This is a genomic window from Sphaerospermopsis sp. FACHB-1194 (assembly GCF_014696235.1).
Classification (GTDB): domain Bacteria; phylum Cyanobacteriota; class Cyanobacteriia; order Cyanobacteriales; family Nostocaceae; genus Sphaerospermopsis; species Sphaerospermopsis kisseleviana.
Genome location: NZ_JACJPU010000001.1, coordinates 1 through 19,906 on the forward strand (window position 1 = coordinate 1; position 19,906 = coordinate 19,906).

The window sequence follows — 19,906 nt, forward strand, 5'->3', positions numbered from 1 at the left end:
AATACCAAGGATGGGTAGATTTAATGGCTGCTACTAACCATTTGTGTAAATCTATGGCTGTGGGAAATTTGATTTTTTCTTCTGGTTGCAGTTTGTTATGTAATAATACCTGTTGACACAGTGCTAAACCTTGATTCCAAGCGTGTCTGGCTACTCTTGCGTGTTGCGCCAGTAGTAGTCGTTGTTGCTTGTTAACTTTGAGTTGGGTTTTGAATCCTAGTAGCATACAGTGATTTTACTGTAATTCTGTCACAAAGCAAAAGATGACAGGAAATTTTCAGTAAATGTGAGTATTTGTTAGTATTGGTTAAGAAAACAGTAACTAGCTACTAACCCTAGTGTAAAGATTTTATGACACTGGTTTTGTGGGCTGGTAATCTTCTAGATCATCCAATGCGGGTAAAATCTGGGAGTCAGCAAAAGACAACAAATAACCGTAAACTTTCTCATCTCCGAGTGTCATCGCCGGATATCCCATTGGTAAAGCATATATTTTACCGAACGCGATCGCTTTTTTTGATGTTAATACTTTATGTTCACACAGGTGATAATTAGCTTGAACTGGTTTTAGAGTACCGTATACAAAAACATTCATTACTGTGTTTGCTTAGTTAGGGCTTGCCGAAAAAGTGATCGTTAGAGGCTAGGGAACAGGAAACAGGGAACAGTTTCCAGAATTGAATTTTTAATCACATTTTTACCCCCTTGTCCACCGTCCTTCCTTGTCTTGCCCTCACGATAAAGTAAAATACCTACCTCTGTTACCCATCCCGCACCCCGCTTCTATTTTTTCAAGTTCCCGTAGTTGCGGAAACATCAATTAACCAGCGAACAGTTTGGGGGAAATTAATCACAATTAACAAAACAATAAACTGTAAAATCATAAAAGGAATTGCACTTTTATGAATATCAAATGTACTCACCTCTTTAGGGGCAACACTTTGTAAATAAAACAAAGAAAATCCTACTGGTGGCGAAATAAAAGCAGTTTGTAAATTAATTGCCATTACCACACCAAACCAGACCATATCAATATCTAAAGCTTGGGCAGCAGGTACAAATAAAGGCATAGCAATAAAGCATATTTCCATAAACTCTAGAAAAACACCCAGAGCGAAAATTGCTAAATTACTAACAATTATAAACCCCCAATATCCTCCTGGTAAACCAGTTAATAATTCAGTAATCAGAGTTTTTCCGCCCAAAGCATCAAACACCAAACTAAACATTGAAGAAGAAAATAAAATCATTACCACTAAAGCAGTAATTACCGCTGTAGAATGAGCCGCATCACGAATTAATTGGGGAGTCAAACGTTTATTAAAAGCTGCGAGGATAGTAGCTCCAACTGCACCTACTGCCCCTGCTTCCGTGGGAGTAGCAACACCAAAGAAAATACTTCCTAATACTGCAAGAATTAAGAAAATAGGGGGAATAACTGCTTTAAAAACTTTTTTAATTAATTGACTACCTTGAGGAATTTCCACATCCGCAGGAATCAAGGGAACTTTTTCTGGATTAAAAACAGCTAATCCTAATATATAAAGAATATAAGAACCAGATAACATTAAACCAGGAATTAATGCCCCTAAAAATAAATCTCCTACAGAAACACCAATTTGATCACTGAGAATTACTAATACCAAACTTGGAGGAATTAACTGGGCTAAAGTACCAGAAGCAACTATCACCCCAGCAGCTAATTTTTTATCATAGCCATAGCGAATCATTACAGGTAAAGATAACATTCCCATAACAATTACCGTAGCTGCTACAACTCCAGTTGTGGCGGCTAAAACAGTTCCTACTAAAACGACTGCTAAGGCTAAACCACCCCTGACACGACTAAAAAGAATGCCAATAGTTTCTAATAATTCTTCCGCTAATCCTGATTTTTCTAATACTGCACCCAGAAACACAAAAAACGGAATAGCTAGTAGAGTAAAATTGGACATTGTTCCAAACCAACTATTGGGTAATAGTAGGAGACGGGCAGGATTAAAAGCCCCTAATGCTGTACCAATGATTCCAAAAACAATGGCTGTACCGGCAAAGGAAAAAGCTACAGGATAGCCACTCATTAAGATAACGAAAAAGCCAACAAACATGAAAATGGATAACCATTGAAAACCCATAATTTTACCTACTCAATATTGATATTTTCTGAAGTTTCTAAACGAATTTTTTCTGCTACTTCTTCATAGCCTAATAGTACGGCTACATATTTAATTGTTTGAGAAATACTTTGTAAAAGCAGAAATAATAAACCTATGGGAACCATTGTTTTAATGGGAGCGCGGGGTAAACCATTAGCATCAGAAGATACTTCCCAATTTCCCCAAGTACCATCACTTAGTCTTCCCCAAGACTGTAAAACTGGGTTAAATGTCACCCAAATACCAATTAAACAAAAGGGAATTAAAAATAAAATTGTTCCTAAAAAATCAACTAAGGCGCGTCTTTTTTCACTCATATTAGTATAGAGAAAATCAACCCGCACATTTTCGCCATGACGTAAAATGTACGCAAAGCCTAGTAAGAAAGTGAGAGAAAATAGATACCATTGTAGCTCTAATAAGGCATTAGAAGATAATTGCACTCCGATGAAGCGCCCTAGATAACGGGCGACAACATTAAAGAAACCAACGCCAATGGTGAGTAAAACTAGCCAATTGGATAACCATCCCAATTTATCAGCACATTTGTCAATAAACTGGGATACTTTTAACAGCTTGCTGATGAAGGTGAATCTTCTTGAGTTACGCATAGAACATAATAAATTCAGGGTAAGAATTGAGAATGCAGGATTAAGTCTCAATAATAACCCAAGTTGCTAGTTATAACTATAAGCATAAGCCTTCTAGATCCCCCTAAATCCCCTTAAAAAGGGGGACTTTGATTAATTTCCCCCTTTCTAAGGGGGGTGAGGGGTGATCTAATCGAGAAATAAACCTGAATATTTGTAACTAGCAACTTACGTTAATACTTTAACTGCCCTATGGCTAACGCCACGCTGCGCTATCGGGCGAGGCAGAAGGCAGAGGGCAGGAGGCAGAAGGAAAATTTTTGAATTAAGAATAAAGCCTTTTTGACTCGCCCATTTGGGTTTAAGTCCACCGCCATAATCTGGTGATTTGGTGAGCCAGCTCTGCAAGAAGGTTTTCTTCTGTAGGTGACTAGCGAACCCGCAAGGGCGGTCTACGATTAGAGGTGGGTTTAAATCCCCCACTAAGACAGCCTCCTGCCTCCTGCCTTTCAACTCCTGCCTCCTTTAAATATTGTTCAAAATTCAGTTATAAAAAATTTTTTACAAGATGATATTTCACAATATTTAATCTATTTATCAGTCCTGTAGGGGTCTAGCACTGCTAAACCCCTACTATTTAATTAATCAATCTTTCCACATCGAAAATATCCAAATTTGTTAACTGTGCTACTTGTTCTACAGACATTCCATTCTGTAATAAATTCATCGCAACTTTTCTTAATTGCAGTTCAGCTTGTTCTGCACGTTGTTTTTCTTGTTCTGCACGTTGTTTTTCTTGTTCTGCACGTTGTTTTTCTTGTTCTGCACGTTGTTTTTCTTGTTCTGCAATTTGTTCTACTTCATCTGCTTTTTGTTTTGCAATTTCTGCGATTTCCTGAGAAGTAGGAAATAACTCACCATCCAAAGTTGCCCAGCGTAACCATGTTGTTTCAACACCTCTATACTTACCTTGCCAACGCACTAAAGCCAAATTTAAGACTTTACTTACCAGTTGCTTTTGATCATTTAATGGTATTTGTTGATATACACCACTATTTAGATCAAAACCTGCAAAATCATCTGGTTTAAAAGGGTCATACCAAAAATATTCAGATACCCGCATTTGATTTTGATAAATCAATTTTTTCGCATTTTTATCATTATTAGCTGTACTTTCTGACAGTAATTCAATTACAACATCTGGCGGTTTTCCCTCTTCCCAAACCACCCAAGATAATCTTTCTGTTTTCGGCACACCTAAAACAGCAAAGAAATCTGGACCGCGAAAATCTTGATTTTTTAATTGTGCTAAACTGTAGTAGACAAACATATTGCCTCCTACATATCCATCAGCCCTTTGATCTAACCAAGGCTGAATCGTATCAATTAAAATATCCATTTGTAATTTATGTCTTTGTGTCTCCATCGGGATACCATCATCACAAGGAAGTTCTGCCTGGGTGGGTGGCAGTTTAATGCTAGGCTTGGCCAAAACAGTTTCTAACATAGCTGTTAAATATTAGTTAGAAATTACTTAATATTTTTATACTAATATGAAATGATGGGAAATTGACAAAATTATCAGAAATAATAAATCTCATCGGAATTTCTGAATTGTTGCATCATTATGATATTGTGGGAATATCTTAATTTTAGGTCAATAGTATTAACTGTTATGAAACGTCGAGCTATTGTTAACAGATTATCTCAAAGTGCGATCGCTGCTACAGGAGTGGCAATAGTTGGTGGTTGTCAAAAAGCCACAAACCCAGCTACAAAAGGACAAGCAGACACTAGCAACCTACCCACCATTAGATGGCAAATGGCCACCAGTTGGCCAGTATCCTTAGAAACAATTTTTGGCGGAGCGCAGGTTTTGGCAGAACGGGTCAAAGCCCTAACCAATGGTAAATTTATCATCGAACCCCGTGCAGCAGGAGAAATAGCCCCTGGTTTAGAAGTTCTGAATGTGGTTTCTCAAGGTGCAGTCCAAGCAGGACACACAGCAGCTTATTACTACATTGGGAAAAGTCAGGCTTTAGCTTTTGGAACATCCGTACCATTTGGATTGAATGCCCAACAGCAAAACGCTTGGTTATATGAAGGAGGCGGTTTAGCCAAACTTCAGGAAATTTACGCCCGTAAATTTAATGTGATTCAATTTCCTGCGGGAAATACGGGTACACAGATGGGGGGATGGTTTCGCAAGGAAGTGAAAACACTGAATGACCTCAAGGGACTAAAAATGCGTATTCCCGGTTTAGGCGGACAAGTCATGTCCAAACTAGGGGTAACAGTACAGACACTTCCAGGGGGAGAGATATTCCAAGCTTTACAAACCGGCGCTATTGATGCTGCTGAGTGGGTAGGACCCTACGACGATGAGAAATTAGGCTTAAATAAAGTTGCTAAATATTACTATTATCCTGGTTGGTGGGAACCGGGTCCAACCTTAGAAGTACAAATTAATTTAGATGAGTGGAAAAAGCTACCTCCTCAATATCAAGCAGCTTTAGAAACAGCCGCCTATCAATCAAATACAACAATGTTAGCCCGTTATGATGCACGTAATAGTGAAGCTTTAGATAAACTATTAAAAGCAGGGGTACAAGTGCGTGCTTACAGTCAGGAAATATTAGAAGCAGCGGAAAAAGAATCTTTTGCTTTGTATGATGAGTTTGCGGCGAAGGATGCAGATTTTAAAGCGGTTTATGAAATTTGGAAACCCTTTAGAGATGGTATCTATGCGTGGAATAATCTGAATGAGGGTAGTTTAACTCGTTATGCCTATGGGAAATTGAAGTAGGTGACAGGTGACAGTTTCAGCTATCAAATCATTTACAAGCACAGGTAGATGAGGGACTAAGAAAATTTTTATACATTTAGCACTTCAGCCAAAAAGTCACTATGCTGTAGTATAAAAATAATTGCTGTAGTGTAAAGTTCATTTTGTCTGTAAAGAAAGACATTCACAGCCGAGAGATCAGACCAGAGATGTATGATCGTGTTTTGGAGAAGGAAGACTTAATCAAAAGTCTAGAACAACTATAACTACTGCATAAATTAGCCGGACTTGATATCTAGGATTATGCCACAATAGCGAAACTAGGAAAAATATTAGGAGTTTTTAATTGTGGAGTCCACCCCAAAAGCATCATACACCCCGGCCGCAATTGAAGAAAAATGGCAGCAAACATGGTTAGAATTGGGATTAGATAAAACCAATCAAGACCCAAACAAACCTAAATTTTACGCGCTTTCCATGTTTCCCTACCCATCTGGTAGCTTACACATGGGTCACGTCCGTAACTACACCATTACAGATGTAATCGCCCGCCTCAAAAAAATGCAAGGGTATAGAGTATTACATCCTATGGGTTGGGATGCCTTTGGATTACCCGCAGAAAACGCCGCCATTGATAGAGGTGTACCTCCTGCCCAATGGACATATAAAAATATAGACCAGATGAAACAGCAATTAAAGCGTCTGGGTTTATCCTTAGATTGGGATGCAGAATTGGCTACCTGTTCCCCCGATTATTATAAGTGGACACAGTGGATTTTTCTGCAATTTTTAGAAGCAGGTTTAGCTTATCAAAAAGAAGCGGCTGTAAATTGGGACCCCATTGATCAAACGGTATTAGCAAACGAGCAAGTAGACAGTGAAGGACGTTCTTGGCGTAGCGGAGCAATTGTAGAACGTAAATTATTGCGGCAGTGGTTTTTAAAGATTACCGATTATGCCGAAGAATTATTAAATGATTTGGATAAATTACCTGGTTGGCCAGAACGAGTTAAAGTAATGCAAGCTAACTGGATCGGAAAATCCACTGGTGCATATTTAGAATTTCCCATAGTCGGTTTAGATGAAAAAATCGCTGTTTATACTACCCGTCCCGACACCGTTTATGGCGTTAGCTACGTCGTATTAGCTCCAGAACACCCTTTAACTCAACTTGTCACCACTTCAGACCAAAAAACAGCGGTAGAAGCTTTTATCAAAGAAGTAAGCAACCAAAGCGAATTAGAAAGAACCGCAGAAGACAAACCAAAACGGGGTATTCCTACCGGGGGGAAAGCTATCAACCCCTTCACTGGGGAAGAAGTACCGATTTGGATTGCAGATTATGTACTCTATGAATATGGTACAGGTGCGGTGATGGGAGTACCCGCCCATGATGTGCGAGATTTCAAATTTGCCAAAGAGCAGAATTTAGCAATTAAAGTGGTAATTGTTCCCGAAATTAGAGCAGATGAAAATATAAAATCAGCTTACACAGAACCGGGAATTTTAGTTAATTCTGGTGACTTTAATGGCATTAATTCTGTAGATGGAAAAAAAGCCATTACTGAATATGCAGAAAAACAAGGTTTTGGTAAAGAAAGAGTACAATATCGCTTGCGAGATTGGTTAATTTCTCGTCAACGTTATTGGGGCGCACCTATCCCTGTTATTCATTGTCCTAATTGTGGAATTGTACCCGTACCAGAAAAAGATTTACCTGTACAATTGCCAGAAGAAATTGAATTAAGTGGCCGTGGTGGTTCACCTTTAGCACATTTAGAAAGTTGGGTAAATGTTCCTTGTCCAAGTTGCGGTACTCCAGCAAAAAGAGAAACCGACACAATGGATACTTTTATTGATTCTTCTTGGTATTTCTTGCGGTTTACTGATGCCACAAATGCAGAAAAAATTTTTGATGGTGGTAGAGTAAATGATTGGATGCCAGTTGATCAATATGTGGGCGGTATTGAACACGCGATTTTACATTTGTTGTATTCTCGTTTCTTTACCAAAGTATTAAGAGATAGAGGTTTGTTGAATTTTGATGAACCATTTCAAAAGTTATTAACTCAGGGAATGGTACAGGGTTTAACATACATGAACCCGAAAAAAAGCGGTAAGGATAAATGGATTCCTTCAAATTTAGTTGATGCTAATAATCCTGTAGATCCGCAAACTGGAGAACCTTTAGAAAAGGTTTATGCTACCATGTCTAAATCTAAGGGAAATGGTGTAGCACCGGAGGATGTGATTAATAAATATGGCATTGATACAGCGCGGATGTTCATTTTATTTAAAGCACCTCCAGAGAAAGATTTAGAATGGGATGAAGCTGATGTTGAGGGACAATTTAGATTTTTAAACCGTGTTTGGCGGTTGGTTACAGATTACGCTGCGGCGGGATTTTGTAAGAAACAAGCTGATTTGGAGAAGTTAAGTAAAGAGGAAAAAGATTTAAGGAGAGCGATTCATTTAGCAATTCAAGCAATTACGGAAGATGTGGAGGAAGAATATCAATTTAATACCGCAATTTCTGAGTTGATGAAGTTAAGTAATGCGTTAACTGATGCTAAGTGTAATAATTCGCCAATTTATGCGGAAGGTATTCTAACTTTGGTGATTATGTTAGCGCCTTTTGCGCCCCATATTGCTGATGAATTATGGCATTTGTTGGGGAATAAGGGGACGGTACATATTGAAAATTGGCCGAGTTTTGATCCTGCTGCTTTGATAGCTGATGAAATTACTTTGGTAATTCAAATTATGGGTAAAACTCGCGGTGCTATTCAAGTTCCTTCGCAGTTAGATAAGGTTGAGTTGGAGAAGTATGCGCGGGAGTCTGAGGTGGCGAAGCGTTATATTGAAGGGAAGGAAGTTAAGAAGGCGATCGTTGTTCCTGGTAAGTTGGTGAATTTCGTTTTGGGTTAGGTTTTCTCACGCAGAGACGCAGAGGCGCGGAGAGTTTTTTGAGGTGGGTTGGCGAAAGTTTAACCCACCTTTTATTTTTTGAATCAAGAGTTATGGAATAACGAACCACAGAGGCACAGAGGACACAGAGGAAGGAAGCAAGAAATAGTAAAATAAGACTATTAATCTTACACCGGGAAGAGAGTATAATAGGTATAATAAATTTGTGACGTTAAAGCAATATATTAATTTATTTATGCACATACAAAGAATCCAAGTACCTGATTTTCGGGCTTTGAAAAATGTAGATATTACTTTTGAAAAGGAATTTACTCCGCGTATTTTTCCCCTTGGTAGTCAAAATGGAGGGGGTAAAAGTACGCTATTACAGCTAATTTTTGTTTTGTTGCACTGTGCTGGTAATCCTGATAGAGTCGAGTTTATTCAAAATTTACTACATAATTTTCATATTAATAATAATGAATCTAACAAAAGGACATTAGCTATTATTGAGATTTGGGATGGTAGTAAGACGGTAAAAATAGAATTTTTTATAGGTAATGGAAAATATGTTTTGGAAGATGTTATGGATTATGTAAATACAAAATTTACTACTCTAGAAGATTTAGAATCTGGGATTATTAATGACAGGGAAAATTTTATAGTTTGCAATTTTCATAAAGAAAATTTTATACATGAAAATATATTACCTTTAGAGCAAGAAATAAGAACTAAAAAAATGGGCTTATTAAATTTAAAACGTAAAGTTACAAAGAATGGGGCTGAAAAATCATTAGCTCCAGAAGAATTATTATTAGAAAAGACAATCAATGCAGAAATACAAGAAATACAAATAGAAATTAACAACGTAAAAGCATTATTGCAAGAATATCATAATTTACTAAACGAAATTTTAAGAAACAATAATGTTGTATATATATGTGATATTTATAATGAGATTAATCATGTGGAAGAAAAATTAATGTGTGTTTTTGATGGCATTAATGATATAAATGAAGCAGATGAGTTTTTTAAAAACATTTCAGACAAAATATTTCTAACTGCTCATATTTCACAAATATTCCTATTTCTACAACCAGACAACAGAAAATCTCTATTTAAAAAACAGGAAAATAATCAAACAAACTATTACCAACAAATTAAAACAGCTAATTCTAAATTACCTGGCTTTTTTACTTATGACTTTCTAGCAATAGATATTTTGATTGAAGCATTCAAAAAAGCACGGGATGAAGATTTTAAACAAGCTGTAGAACAAGGAGGCAATTATGGTAATAATTATGTAAAACTATTAGCTGAACTTAACAATCTTTTAACTAATAAAAAAATTAATGTACAACCGGATTTATCTGGAATTAATTTTAAAATTGATGGTGATGAAACAGAACTTTATCCAGAAGATTTAAGTCATGGAGAATTAAAAAGATTATGTATTTATATGTGGTTAAAGTATAATAATATAAAAGATGCCATTGTACTAATGGATGAATTAGAAATATCATTTCATCCAGATTGGCAATATCAAATAGTTAGAGATTTAGAAGAATGGGGTGCGACTAATCAATATATTTTAGCTACCCATTCCTATGAAATTTGTCAAGCGGTTACACCTGCTCATGTTAAAGAATTAGAACCAAAATTACCATCAAAAACAATTCAATAATTAATGTAAAACAAAATATGAGTTTAAATGAAACTGAACTAAAAGAACATTGTTTAAATATTATTAAATCTGCAAGAATTAGAAATAGAATAGTAATTCTTTGTGAAGGTGTTATTTCCCAAGTACAAGGGAGACGTTCACCGCAATTATACAAGCAAATGGAACAGATGCCAGATGCTAATTTTTATAATGCTTGTATACCTCTATGGTGGAAAGAATATAGACCGCAATTTTTTAATTGTGGTGATAGAAATGATGTATTAAATACATATTTTAAAATTTTAGATTTGCATAATGCTGATAGCAGTCAATCATTTTTAAATCCTGACCTACTTTTTGCCATTGTAGATTTAGATGTGCAATTTGCTGAAATTCAGGAAGATTACAGTTTTAAAAATACAGAAGATATTTTTTATCATCTTTATCATCAAGGAAATATTAATGAATCTAACACAGACCATCATCGTATTTGGGTAACTGGTTTAATTCATAAAGAGGCTTATTTTTTATCACCTGGTATTCAGGAAGTTTTTGATAATCATTATGTTAGTTATCCTTTATATAAACAAAATTCTGTAAATTTAGAAAATATTTATTTAGATATGGTTAATGATATGACTGATGATAAAGATTTACAAATTCATTGGTCAAGGGTAATTCAAAGAATTAGTTATCTTCCTAATTTGGATGGTGTGGAAATAGATAAATTTCAATATTCATGGAATCAAGAGTATTGTAATTATCAAAGTTCAGATGATAAAAATAAATTAATCAATGCTTTATTAATGTTGGTGAAATCTAAGGAATATTGGAAGCAAATTTTACCTGATAATAATTGGACTCATTCAGAACATAAGTTTAGAGAACAGTTATCTTTAGAAATTGGTAAATTTTATTCAAAGCTAGATGGAAGTGTGGAAAATCATATTCCTTGTTTCTTTAAGACGTTATATAAACTAATTGAGAAATAAGCTTTTTTTGTAGGTTGGGTTAAATGAAATGCAACCCAACAGATTTATTATTATTGGTTGATGTTGGGTTTCCTTACGTCAACCCAAACTACAGATTGATATAATCAAATAATAACAATTACCCATCGCTAACGGTAAATAACATGGATACTGAAAAACTAACAATACAAATCGAAGAACAGAGAAATTTATTACACACCGATAGACTTGATGTATCCTTCGGTGAAATAATGGGTATGTATGAACGCCAGGAAATAGTTATTAAACCTGCATTTCAAAGATATTTTCGTTGGGATATAGAACAGAGAACACGCTTTATTGAATCTATACTTTTAGGTATTCCCATTCCTCCCATATTTGTAGCTGAAGACAGTGAAGGAGTATGGGAATTAGTGGACGGTTTGCAAAGAATTTCTACTGTACTTTCCTTTTTTGGAGTTTTGAAAAGCGAAGATGAAGGTATTAGGAAAAATAACAATTGGATGTTAACAGCAGGTGAAAAAGTTGAATCTTTGGAAGGATTCACTTATGAAAGTATACCAAATAAATTTCGATTAAATTTAAAAAGAGCTAATTGTAGAGTAGAAATTCTCAGAACCAATAGTAATTATGATATGCGTTTTGAACTTTTTAATAGATTGAATACTGGTGGTTCTCCGTTGACTACTCAGGAGATTAGAAATTGTATTTACAGGGATATTTCACCTAATTTTAATGATTTTCTTAAAGAACTTGCAGCTAATCAAGATTTTCGGACATTAATTGATTTGAGTAATGAGCAATATGAGCAATTATATGATGAAGAATTGGCTTTGAGATTTATTTCTCTATACAAAAATCTCAGAAATGTCCGCACCAGTATTTCACAACACATGACTAAATTCATGAAAGATGCTTTAGAAAATGAGAATTTTGATTATGAAGGTTACAGAAAGATATTTACTCAAGTATTTGCATTGCTGAAACCGTTAGGAAGAGAAATTTTTCGTCAGAAAGATGGAAATTTTGCTACTGCTCTTTATGATGTGATTACGATTGGTGTAGGTGAAAATTATGATTATTACAAATCTCAAGATTTAGAAGTAATACGGAATAAACTTAAAGAAGTTGATAAAGACTCTGTTTTAATCAAGTTTTCCAGAAGAGGTGGAAATAATCAAAAAGAGAGAATTATCAATCGTCTGACAGAAGCAAAGAGAATATTTGGAAACATTAATAAATAATGACTAATAAGATCACTCTTTTAGAACAAGAAATAATGTCAGACATTGAGGAAAGAAGAGAGTTAATGTCATGGTTAAAATTGCTGTGGTAGGTGCTTTACCTGACATGATCACCTTCACTCCTGATGGTAGTAAATTACTGGTTGCTAACGAAGGAGAACCCAGCGAAGATTATACCATTGATCCTGAAGGTTCAATTAGTATCATTGATGTTTCTGGAGATATTGCCAGTTTAGACAATTCTAAAGTTACCACTGCAACCTTTACTGCATTTAATGGACAGATAACTACATTAAAAGCAGCAGGAGTGAGAATTTTTGGACCTAACGCTACAGTAGCTCAAGATTTAGAACCAGAATATATTGCAGTTTCTCCTGATGGTAAAACGGCTTTTATCACATTACAAGACAATAACGCTATTGCAATTCTTAATATTGATAGCGGAACTATTACCGATATTGTACCTCTGGGTTATAAAGACCATAGTTTACCAGGAAATGCTCTAGACGCTAGTGATAGAGATGTTAATGGAACTTCCGCAGGTGGGGGTAAAATTAACATTAAAAACTGGCCTATTTTTGGAATGTACCAACCTGACGGTATTAGCTCTTTTCAAATTAATGGTACAACCTATTATATTACTGCTAATGAAGGAGATGCTCGCGTCCGTCCCACAGCAAATAATAGTTTTGGTAATGAAGGATCAATATTTAATGAAGAAGCTAGAGTTTCTACCTTAAATCTTGATCCCATAGCTTTTCCTAATGCTACCGAGTTGAAAAGACCGGAAAACTTGGGACGTTTAATTGTTACTAATAAACTAGGAGATACCGACGGAGATGGAGATTTTGATCAGCTTTATGCTTATGGTGGTCGTTCTTTCTCTATTTGGGATGCTCAAGGTAAATTAGTCTTTGATAGTGGCGATCAATTAGAGCAAATTACAGCCCAAAAAACTCCTACACTTTTTAATGCTAATAATGGTTCTACCAGTGATCGTGATACTCGTTCTGATAATAAAGGACCAGAACCAGAAAGTGTAGTTGTGGGTGTAATTGATGGTGTACCCTATGGGTTTATTGGTTTAGAACGTGCTGGTGGTGGGGTGATGGTTTATAACCTCAGTAACCCAAATGCACCGGAGTTTGTACAATATATTAGAACTCCTGGTGATATCAGTCCAGAAGGTTTAAAATTCATTGCTGCTGAAGATAGTCCCAGTAATAAACCAATGTTGGCAGTTGCTCATGAAGTGAGTAATACTGTGACTTTATATGAAATTCTGCCACCACCAACTTTAACTAATTATGAATTTCAAAACCTTCCACTATTAGGAACAACTTCCGCAGGTCAAAATATCTTGTTAGGTGGTTTTTCTGGGTTGTATTTCCAAGGGATAGCAGATAACGGTAATCTGCAATTTGTCACCCATACAGATAGAGGTCCAAATGGTGAACCTACAGGACAAAATAGACCATTTTTGTTACCTGCTTTTCAACCAGAAATAGTTAGTTTTGAATTGAATAAAACTACTGGTGAAATCACAATTACCAAAAGAACTGGGTTATTTAGAGAAGATGGTACAACCCCATTAACTGGACGACCAAATTTACAAGCTGGTGCAGGTGGTACAGCTTATACTGATGAAATTGGTGTTAATTTAGATGATCAAATTTTAGAAAATGATCCCTTTGGTGCAGATTTAGAAGGTATCGTTATTGCACCTAATGGTGATTTTTGGATGGTGGATGAATACCGTCCAGCAATTTATCATTTTGATGCTGATGGTAAGTTAATTGCTCGTTTTATTCCCCAAGGAACAGCAGCAGCAGCAAGTCAACCTGAAGGAACTTTTGGCACGGAAGTATTACCAGCAGTTTACGCTCAACGTCGCAATAACCGGGGTTTTGAAGCTGTAGCTTTGGAAGGTAATAAGCTTTATGCTTTTATTCAAAGTGCAATTGATAATCCTGATGTTACTAATGATGCAAATTCTAGAAATTCCCGCAATTTAAGAATTTTAGAATTTGATGTAGCTACTCAACAGGTAACTGGTGAATATCTCTATTTACTTGATGATATTACCGGAACTGGTAACGCCAGAACTGATAAAATTGGTGATGCTGTTTCTTTGGGTAATGGTAAATTTGCAGTTGTTGAAAGAGATGATTTAAGTAGTGAAGATTCTAACAAACTCATCTATCAAATTGATTTAGCAGGGGCGACAAATATTAATAATCTGACAGTTACATTCCCTGCTGGTAAGACGACAGTTGAACAATTAACTGAGGCAGAATTAACTGCGGCTGGCATTGCTGTAGTTAGTAAAAAGCTGATTGTTAATGCTGCTGAGGTAGGTTATACAGGAGTTGAAAAGTTAGAGGGTTTAGCGTTAGTTTATCACAATACTTTAGCTTTACTTAATGATAATGATTTCAGTGTCGGTGGTACAACAATTCCTATAAAATTAGGGATTTTGGAATTATCAAAAAACATTGTCCCTCAATACGGGAATGATGGTAATGATGAACTTTTTGCAGAGAATGATGATACCTTAATTGGTGGTTTGGGTAATGATAGTTTATATGCTGAAGGAAGTTCAGGAAATAACTATCTAGAAGGTGGTGAAGATGATGATTTCTTGGTTGTTGTTGAAGGTGAAAATAACAAATTAAATGGTGGTACTGCAAATGATCTACTGTTTGTTGTTGAAGGAAATCAAAACCAATTAAATGGTGATGATGGAGATGATAAGCTATATGTGATTGAAGGTAGCTTCAATACTCTCAAAGGTGGAATGGGAAATGATTTCCTAAACACATCAAGTACAGCAGGAAACAACATCTTAGAGGGTGGTGATGGTGATGATACTCTGATTGGGTATTTAGCCAGCGACAAGTTATTTGGTGATGGGGGAAATGATTTCCTATACGCTGGTAAACAAGGTACAGAAATGACTGGCGGTGCTGGTTTAGACCGCTTTTATTTTGGTAATGGCTCTATCCCTGATGTAGCCGCAGAAGTATTAGACTTTACCAAAGGCGATGATAAGGTTATTATTACTGGTATTCCCCAGGCTCAAAGTTTTGAAAATATCATCCTCGTAAAAGATGGCAATGATACCCTTGTCAAAGTTGTGATAGAGGGTATGGAAAAAACCTTTGGCATTTTAAGAAATGTCCAAGCCGATACTCTAACAGCAGATGACTTTGGGTTTATAGTTCCCGTTTTCTCCATTGCTGATGCTTCCGCAGTTGAAGGTAATGCTATCACTTTCACCATCACTCGCACTGGTGACATTTTAGCGGATCAAACAGTAAACGTAGCCACATCCATAGCTAGTGGTGACACAGCAAGTGCAAATGACTTTACTGCAAAAACAGAAACTCTGACATTTGCACAAGGTGAAACAAGCAAGACTTTCACAGTTCAAACAACTCCAGACACCTTACTTGAAGGTAATGAAACCTTTACAGTCAGTTTAAGTAATCCTACGAGTGGTGCAATTATTAGTTCTACCAATGGTACAGCCAAAGGTACTATTAATAACGATGATTCTACTCCTCAATTTAGTATTGCAGCAGCGTCAGCAACAGAAGGTAATAGTATCACTTTCACAGTTACTCGTACAGGTGATGCTCAAGCTAACCAAACAGTAAATGTAGAAACATCCATAGCTAGTGGTGACACAGCAAGTGCAAATGACTTTACTGCAAAAACAGAAACTCTGACATTTGCACAAGGTGAAACAAGCAAGACTTTCACAGTTCAAACAACTCCAGACACCTTACTTGAAGGTAATGAAACCTTTACAGTCAGTTTAAGTAATCCTACGAGTGGTGCAATTATTAGTTCTACCAATGGTACAGCCAAAGGTACTATTAATAACGATGATTCTACTCCTCAATTTAGTATTGCAGCAGCGTCAGCAACAGAAGGTAATAGTATCACTTTCACAGTTACTCGTTCCACAGATAACTTAACTGAACAAAATGTAACCGTAACCACATCTATTGCAGAAGAAGATACAGCAGAAGAAGATGACTTCACACCCAAAACCGAAACTTTGACTTTTGCACAGGGAGAAACCGAGAAAACCTTTACTGTTGAAACAACAGAAGATTCTCAATTAGAAAAAAATGAGACTTTTACTGTCAATTTGAGCAATGCTACAAATGGTGCAACTATCAGTGCTACAAATGGTACAGCTAAAGGAACTATCAATGATAATGAAATCGCACTAGCTCCTAATATCAACAACAACATTTTTACTATTAGAGGAGTTGGCGAACCCGTCAGACTCAAAGTAATTCTTGTTTCCAACACCTTCAATGTTGTTAATGAACTGGGTATTTTTTCTACAGATGATAACGAAGGTACTATTAGGAGAGATGATGGGATTAGTATTAAACCAGGACAAGAAGGTTATCGAGAAGCAGCTTTAGAAAGAGCTAAAAACCAAGGAAAAAGTGTTTTCTCTGCGATCGCCAATCTTCCTGATGAATTTGCGACGGAAATTCAAACCAATAATTTGAGACGCATACTAGAATTTGATTCTGATATTAACTTCCAATTCTTTTTAGTCAGAAATGGTACAATAGATGGCTTGAGAACTGGCGCAATATCAAATTCAAACGTCGTTTTTGCTGATTTCTCAACCCAAAGCATTACCCAAGACAATAATAGTTATATCCTTTCTTGGAAGGATAGTAGCACTATTGCCGAATTAAATTCTCTGGTAGTCAGAATTGAATCTACTGACGATCCACTAGAAACAGGTACAACACAACAAGGGGGAATACAAGCAGAAATACTAGATTTAACAGATCTACGTTTCCCTACAGTAAAAGCTAATTTCTCTGTTTTCCGGGAAGCTGCATTTAACAACGAAGTCTACTTTTATAGAGTAGATAATGCTCAAGGTACAATTGATACATTAACAGCAACCGCAGCCAATAGAGCGAATTATTTACAAGCTGCAATTAACAATATCATCACCAACTCAGAAAATGGTGAACGCATCAAATTTGCTGTTGATAACCAAGGTAAATTTACAGATAGCGCCATCATTGCCACTGGTTCAATCTTAGCTCCCATGATAGTTGTCAATGGTACTTTATCCCAATTACTTGATAATAATACTGACAATGATCCGCAAGTTTATTTCCCTTATTTGGGATTAAATAACGGAGTAGATCACATTCGTTTGTTAGGAAATAACATCTTTGGTTTTGAAGATTTACCTGATGGTGGAGATTTCGATTACAATGATGTGATTATTAGAATCAGTTTCTCTACATGATGCGATCGCATGATTGATATAACCGTTTGAAAATGAATAACCGTCTGGGAATGAATTCCCAGTCTCATAACAAAAGTCGGCTGAAGCCGACTATTTTTTTGGTAATTTTGGCAATAATGAATATGAAAACGTTGAATCAAGAATCTGCGCTCCTTTAGAACGCAGAGTGTCAATTCGTATTGCAAATCACAAAAACAAAAAAGGTAGGATTTTCACCCCACCTTCAAACTATTTAGAGAAATATTCTGTTGTTAATTAACCTAACAATGCCTTAGCTTTAGCTAAAACATTATCAACGGTAAAGCCAAATTTCTCCATACAAGTACCACCAGGAGCAGAAGCACCAAAGCTATCAATACTGACGGTATCGCCTTCAGTACCAACATATTTATGCCAGCCAAAACTGCAACCAGCTTCTACCGCTAAACGCTTGGTAACAGATTTTGGTAGTACAGATTCTTTGTAAGCTGCATCTTGAGCATCAAATAAGTCTGTAGAAGGCATAGAAACAACGCGGACTTTCTTACCTTCGGCGGTTAGTTTCTCAGCAGCAGTTACACAGAGGCTCACTTCTGAACCAGTACCAATTAAAATGATTTCTGGTGTACCAGCACAATCTACAATGGTGTATGCACCTTTAGCCACACCATCAACAGATGTACCACCTAAGTTGGGGACGTTCTGACGGGTGAAAGCTAAGAGAGTGGAAGCATTTTCTTTAGACTTTTGGATCGCTACTTTGTAAGCACCAGAAGTTTCGTTTCCATCTGCGGGACGAATTACTGTTAAATCAGGAATAGCACGCAGAGAAGCTAAAGTTTCAATGGGTTGGTGAGTAGGACCGTCTTCACCTTGGCCGATGGAGTCGTGAGTCATTACCCAAATTGAACCAGCTTCAGAGAGCGCAGCTAAACGAATAGCAGCTCGCATATAGTCTGTGAAAATTAAGAAGGTTGCACCGTAGGGCATTAAACCGGAGCGATGTAAGGCTATACCGTTACAGATCGCGCCCATTGCGTGTTCCCGTACACCAAAGTGAATGTTACGGTTTTGGAATTGTCCTTTTTGGAAGTCTCCAGCACCTTTGAGTTCGGTGAGGTTGGAGTGGGTTAAGTCAGCAGAACCACCAATTAATTCAGGTAAAACAACCCCTAGTTTGTTGAGGCAGATTTCTGAGTGTTTGCGGGTGGGTTGTGCTTTGTCTTCGGCGGTATAGGTGGGAAGAACTTGATCCCAACCTTCTGGTAATTCACCACTGAGGAAACGTTCAAATTCTGCCGCTTCTTGGGGATATTTAGCTTTGTATTCAGTTAAGGTTTTTTTCCAGTCTGCTTCGTAAGCAGCACCGCGTTCTACTGCTTTGCGGGTGTGATCAAGAACGTCTTGAGGAATTTCAAAGGGTGCATAATCCCAACCTAAGTTTTTCCGGGTTAATGCTGTTTCATCTGCACCTAAAGCAGCACCGTGAATACCTGCAGTATTTGCTTTGTTGGGAGAACCATAACCAATGGTGGTTGTCACCTTGATCATGGTGGGTTTGTCGGTGACAGCTTTTGCTGCTTCGATCGCTTTGGCAATTCCTTCTAAATCGGTGTTACCATCTTTAACGTGAAGTACGTGCCAACCGTAGGCTTCAAATCTCTTAGAAACATCCTCTGTAAAAGCTACATCGGTAGAACCATCAATAGAGATGTGGTTATCATCGTACAGGGCGATTAATTTACCTAATCCCCAGTGTCCAGCGATAGAAGCAGCTTCACCAGAAATACCTTCCATGTTGCAACCATCACCCAGAATTACATAGGTGTAATGGTCTACAATTGTCGCACCGGGTTTGTTAAACTTAGCTGCTAGATGTGCTTCTGCTAAAGCTAAACCAACTGCGTTAGCAATACCTTGACCCAAGGGACCAGTAGTTACTTCCACACCATCTGTCACAAAGTTTTCTGGGTGGCCTGGGGTCTTAGACCCCCATTGACGAAATTGCTTGATGTCATCTATGGTAACGCTATCGTAGCCCATCAGATACAGCAAGGCATACTGCAACATTGAGCCATGACCAGCAGAGAGAACAAAGCGATCGCGGTTAAACCATTTAGGATTTTTGGGGTTATACCGCATGAAGGAGTTCCACAGGACAAACGCCATAGGAGCAGCGCCCATAGGTAGTCCAGGGTGTCCCGACTTGGATTTTTCTATGGCATCAACAGCCAAAAAACGGATTGAGTTAATACAAAGTTCTTCGATGGATTTGGTTGCAACAGCCATAATTTTTTATTGTTAACGAC

At 37.0% G+C, this 19,906-nt stretch carries 12 protein-coding genes; 6 read left to right on the top strand and 6 right to left on the bottom strand.

From position 1 onward, the window contains the following. From H6F45_RS00005 to H6F45_RS00025, 5 genes are all read right to left on the bottom strand, one after another. Positions 1 to 226 (bottom strand): helix-turn-helix domain-containing protein (locus H6F45_RS00005; RefSeq protein WP_190346125.1); only part of this gene is annotated, 226 nt, incomplete at its 3' end. Between the two features lie 123 nt (positions 227 to 349). Beyond that, on the bottom strand, positions 350 to 595 hold the full coding sequence (locus tag H6F45_RS00010) for a gamma-glutamylcyclotransferase (protein WP_190346126.1): 246 nt from the start codon (positions 593 to 595) through the stop codon (positions 350 to 352). Between the two features lie 196 nt (positions 596 to 791). Continuing rightward, entirely contained in the window at positions 792 to 2,135 is a 1,344-nt protein-coding gene (locus tag H6F45_RS00015) for a TRAP transporter large permease subunit (RefSeq protein WP_137668339.1), read from the bottom strand. Between the two features lie 8 nt (positions 2,136 to 2,143). Beyond that, entirely contained in the window at positions 2,144 to 2,767 is a 624-nt protein-coding gene (locus H6F45_RS00020) for a TRAP transporter small permease subunit (RefSeq protein WP_096571684.1), read from the bottom strand. Between the two features lie 616 nt (positions 2,768 to 3,383). Continuing rightward, positions 3,384 to 4,253, bottom strand: a complete 870-nt coding sequence (locus H6F45_RS00025) for a Uma2 family endonuclease (protein WP_190346127.1) — start codon at positions 4,251 to 4,253, stop codon at positions 3,384 to 3,386. A 168-nt stretch (positions 4,254 to 4,421) separates the two neighbouring features. On the opposite strand from H6F45_RS00025, the gene H6F45_RS00030 reads away from it, so the two are divergent. From H6F45_RS00030 to H6F45_RS00055, 6 genes are all read left to right on the top strand, one after another. Further along, positions 4,422 to 5,552, top strand: a complete 1,131-nt coding sequence (locus tag H6F45_RS00030; protein WP_096571682.1) for a TRAP transporter substrate-binding protein — start codon at positions 4,422 to 4,424, stop codon at positions 5,550 to 5,552. Positions 5,553 to 5,879: 327 nt separating this feature from the next. Continuing rightward, positions 5,880 to 8,459, top strand: coding sequence for a leucine--tRNA ligase (leuS, locus tag H6F45_RS00035; RefSeq protein ID WP_190346128.1), 2,580 nt, complete (start codon positions 5,880 to 5,882; stop codon positions 8,457 to 8,459). A gap of 205 nt (positions 8,460 to 8,664) precedes the next feature. After that, positions 8,665 to 10,122, top strand: a complete 1,458-nt coding sequence (locus H6F45_RS00040) for an AAA family ATPase (RefSeq protein WP_347237692.1) — start codon at positions 8,665 to 8,667, stop codon at positions 10,120 to 10,122. Positions 10,123 to 10,139: 17 nt separating this feature from the next. Continuing rightward, the gene (locus H6F45_RS00045; RefSeq protein ID WP_190346129.1) at positions 10,140 to 11,093 is read left to right on the top strand and encodes a hypothetical protein; all 954 of its coding nucleotides are present in this window, start codon (positions 10,140 to 10,142) and stop codon (positions 11,091 to 11,093) included. A 143-nt stretch (positions 11,094 to 11,236) separates the two neighbouring features. Continuing rightward, complete coding sequence (locus tag H6F45_RS00050) at positions 11,237 to 12,316, top strand: DUF262 domain-containing protein (RefSeq protein ID WP_190346130.1); 1,080 nt, start codon at positions 11,237 to 11,239, stop codon at positions 12,314 to 12,316. Between the two features lie 70 nt (positions 12,317 to 12,386). Further along, positions 12,387 to 17,618: a choice-of-anchor I family protein gene (locus H6F45_RS00055; RefSeq protein WP_190346131.1), complete on the top strand. Its 5,232-nt coding sequence runs from the start codon at positions 12,387 to 12,389 to the stop codon at positions 17,616 to 17,618. Between the two features lie 255 nt (positions 17,619 to 17,873). Here H6F45_RS00055 and tkt read toward each other — a convergent pair whose 3' ends face one another. Continuing rightward, entirely contained in the window at positions 17,874 to 19,886 is a 2,013-nt protein-coding gene (gene tkt, locus H6F45_RS00060) for a transketolase (RefSeq protein WP_190346132.1), read from the bottom strand. Positions 19,887 to 19,906: the final 20 nt, after the last annotated feature.